The 3,339-nt window shown below is 66.7% G+C and carries 4 protein-coding genes; 2 read left to right on the forward strand and 2 right to left on the reverse strand.

What is annotated here, in order from left to right:
- Together BLW43_RS22445 and BLW43_RS22450 are read right to left on the reverse strand one after the other, a co-directional pair.
- Positions 1–290: type II toxin-antitoxin system RelE/ParE family toxin (locus BLW43_RS22445; protein WP_093257131.1), on the reverse strand; the 290-nt coding region annotated here is incomplete at its 3' end.
- Positions 287–574, reverse strand: a complete 288-nt coding sequence (locus BLW43_RS22450; protein WP_217632293.1) for an antitoxin — start codon at positions 572–574, stop codon at positions 287–289. The genes BLW43_RS22445 and BLW43_RS22450, both read right to left, overlap by 4 nt.
- A gap of 362 nt (positions 575–936) precedes the next feature.
- Here BLW43_RS22450 and BLW43_RS22455 point away from each other — a divergent pair, with 362 nt between their 5' ends.
- Positions 937–2,130: a glutathionylspermidine synthase family protein gene (locus tag BLW43_RS22455; protein WP_093257135.1), complete on the forward strand. Its 1,194-nt coding sequence runs from the start codon at positions 937–939 to the stop codon at positions 2,128–2,130.
- Between the two features lie 74 nt (positions 2,131–2,204).
- Positions 2,205–2,816, forward strand: a complete 612-nt coding sequence (locus tag BLW43_RS22460) for a DUF1190 domain-containing protein (protein ID WP_093257138.1) — start codon at positions 2,205–2,207, stop codon at positions 2,814–2,816.
- Positions 2,817–3,339 lie beyond the last annotated feature (523 nt).

Raw genomic sequence — 3,339 nt, forward strand, 5'->3', positions numbered from 1 at the left:
TCGTGCAGGCGCTCGATCAGGTCCATCCGCTCGTGCAACACCGCCACGATGGTGACGGCGGCATCCTGTTTGATGAAGAACAGATAGTGATGCCGGCAATGATGCGACCGGACCCTTTCGAGACCCGGCACGGGCTTCGTCTGGACGTGATCGGCGGCGATCCGTGCGCAGCACAGATGCAGCGCGTCCTGATAGTTGTCGGCCTGAGCCTCGCCCCAACTCTCTTGGGTATAGAGCCAAATGTCGATGAGGTCTTCCCGTGCGGACTGCGTGAGATAATAGGCGGTCATCTACGGCTCTGGCGAACCCGCGCCTCGCGCTTGATGTCGTCGGCCGTCGCGGTCACGACTTGGCCCGCCTCAGCTTCGACGAGGCGCGGGGTTAGCAGGTCCTTGAGCGCCTGCAGGGCCTCGGTGTCGGTCATGCTCACAGGATTGGGCATATCGACCAGTGCGCGGCTAAGCACGTAGTCCTTGATGCTTTGGCCCTTGAGGGCTGCCATAGCCTTGAGCTGCTGATGCTCCTGGGAGCTGATTTCGATTGAAAGCCGGGGCATCGAGGTCTCCTCTGGCATGGCGACTCAATGTAAGATGCTGAAACCACATTGACAACATTTGTTGTGTGCGTGGCGCGGAGCGGACCGCTCCGGACGATGACGCCATGGCGATGAGCGCCGGGAGCCGCGTTTGAACAAGCACCGAGGCGTGCCCCCTCGCACCGCTTGGCATCAATCACCTACGGTGCCGATCAGCGTCGTGACCCCACGCCGATCCGCCCCCGCTGATTTCTACGGCGGAAGGGTGACGCCGAACCTAGACGGCGCGATCTAGGGAGCGCCCGGCACTCGGCATTGGTGAGCCCGGCGCTTGCGTCCCGCGCCCGCTTCGCGCAGACGCCGATCGCGACCCGCCGGGCGGCCCGGCCAGGAGAACTCCGATGAAGCGCATCGCGCTCGCCGAACGCCCGGACTGGAAGCGCAAGGCCGACGAGCTTGGCTTCCGGTTCCACACCATGCATGGCGCGCCCTATTGGGACGAGACCTCGGCCTACGCGTTCACGCTCGAACAGATCGAGCGCGACGTCGAGGCGCCGGCCACCGACCTGCACGCCCTTTGCCTTGACGCGGTCGACGCCATCCTTGCCTCTGAGGCGCTGCTGGATCGGCTGGCGATCCCAGAGGCCGCTCGCGACATGATCGCGGCGTCCTGGGCGGCGCGCGAGCCATCGCTCTACGGCCGGCTCGACCTCGCCTATTCCGGCGACGGCCCGGCGAAGCTGCTGGAGTACAATGCCGACACGCCGACGTCGCTGTACGAGACGGGCTCGTTCCAGTGGCTGTGGCTTGAGGACCAGATCGCGACCGGCGCGCTGCCGGCGGGAACCGATCAGTTCAACGCGGTGCACGAGGCGATGGCGGAGCGGTTCAAGACGCTGTTTCCGAAGGGCCACGACATCCACTTCGCGTCGGTCGCAGGCGTCGAGGAGGATTTCGCGACGGTCGAATACATGGCGTGGATCGCCAACGAGGCTGGGCTGACGCCGCACTATGTCGCGCTCGACGCGATCGGCGTGACCGGGGCCGGCCAGTTCGCCGACGCCGAGGCGCGGGTGATCGGCACGCTGTTCAAGCTGTATCCTTGGGAAGACATGCTGCGCGACGACTTCGCCGCGGCCATCCCGGCCTCGCGCTGCCGGATCATCGAGCCTGCTTGGAAGGCGTTGCTGAGCAACAAGGGACTACTGCCTGTTTTGTGGCGGCGCCACGAAGGACATCCGAACCTTCTGCCCGCGCTCTTCGCCGACGAGATGGCCGGTGGCGATCCGCTGGTTGCCCGCGCGCGTGACGCGATGACGGGGGCGCATGTGCTGAAGCCGCTGTTCAGCCGAGAGGGGGCGAGCGTCAGCATCGTCGAGGGCGGCGTCGTGACTGAACAGTCGGCGGACCGCGCCTACGACGCCCATCCGATGATCGCCCAGGCCTACGCGCCGCTGCCGGCGTTCGACGGCGCTCGGCCGGTGCTGGGGGCGTGGATCGTCGGTGAAGCCTGCGTCGGACTGGGGGTGCGCGAGGACGCAGGCCGCATCACGCAGGATCTGTCGCGCTTCAAGCCGCATGTGATCCTGCCGTGACTCGGCGTCGCGCCGTTGCGACCGACGGTGCTCAGGGACTATCTTCTGGCCAACCATGTGAAGGATCGACCGTGATGATCAGCCGCAAGCGCTCTCGCGCCGCCTCCGCCCTGCTGATCGGGGCAGGCGCGTTCACGCTGACCGCCTGCGAAGAGCCGCGTGACCTGACCTTCTTCGAGAACTCCGACCAGTGCCGCCGCGCCGCCGACATGGCCGAATTCAGCGCGGCCGACTGCGACGCCGCCTTCAGGACGGCGCTGGCCGAGCACGCCACCCAGGCGCCGCGCTACGAGAGCCTGGCGTTGTGCGGGGAGCAGCACGGCGCGGGCGTGTGCGCGCCGCCTCAGGCCGCAGGCGGCGTGGCCGACGACCCGCAAACGCAGGAGGCCGGCTTCTCCTACATGCCGTTCATCATGGGCTACATGATGGGCAACATGATGCGCTCGGGCGCGGCGGACTATGTGGGCCGTCCGCTCTATCGCGACGCGCGGACAGGCGCGATGCACTCCAGCGGCGGCGACCGGATGGCGTTCGCGGCGCCCGGGTCCAAAGTCTCGGGCTCCAGCGCGCAGATCCGGCCCGTGACGGCCGCGCGCCCGGCGCCGCCGATGACGCGGGCGGCGGTCGCAAGCGCCGGCGGCTTCGGCGCGGCGCGCACGGCGGCGCTGCGCAGCGTCGGCGGCTGAAAGCCGGCAGCCCGACAGCCGATCGTGAGCCGGCCGGACAGGCGCTGCATGTCGTCTCGTAGCGGATGCCCGCGCCCCGAGGCCTCGCTCCGATCAGCGGATCGTCCTGAAACCGAGTTTTCCGCATAACGCGTTCAGCGCCGCCACGGCGCCTCGGATGGCACTGCCGGCTCCCGCCGGTTGTGAGGCGGAGGGTAGACCTCGATGGACGGCCTTTGACGCGGCCGGCTGGAGCGCGTCCAATCTCGATACTCGCCAATCGGGAGGCGGACTATTGTTGTGCCAAGTTCCGGGCTCTACCGCCTGCATGAGAGACCACTCGGCTCCAATCCTTCCCAGACACAGGCAAGGGTCCTGATTGATTAGTTCGCCAAATCTCTGTAGCGAAGGCGTCTGACATTATAGGGAGTCGAAATGTCCGATATCGACCTGACCGCCCTCTCACACGCAGAACTCAAAAAGCTTGAGAAGGATGTTGGCAAGGCCATTGCGAATTTTGAGGAGCGGCAAAAGGCGGAGGCAA

Origin of the sequence: Rubrimonas cliftonensis (assembly GCF_900107585.1) — a bacterium.
Classification (GTDB): domain Bacteria; phylum Pseudomonadota; class Alphaproteobacteria; order Rhodobacterales; family Rhodobacteraceae; genus Rubrimonas; species Rubrimonas cliftonensis.

Excerpts from the sequence above, each read along its gene's own strand:
- BLW43_RS22450 (WP_217632293.1), bottom strand. The coding sequence starts at position 574 with ATGCCAGAGGAGACCTCGATGCCCCGGCTTTCAATCGAAATCAGCTCC.
- BLW43_RS22455 (WP_093257135.1), top strand. The coding sequence starts at position 937 with ATGAAGCGCATCGCGCTCGCCGAACGCCCGGACTGGAAGCGCAAGGCC.
- BLW43_RS22460 (WP_093257138.1), top strand. The coding sequence starts at position 2,205 with ATGATCAGCCGCAAGCGCTCTCGCGCCGCCTCCGCCCTGCTGATCGGG.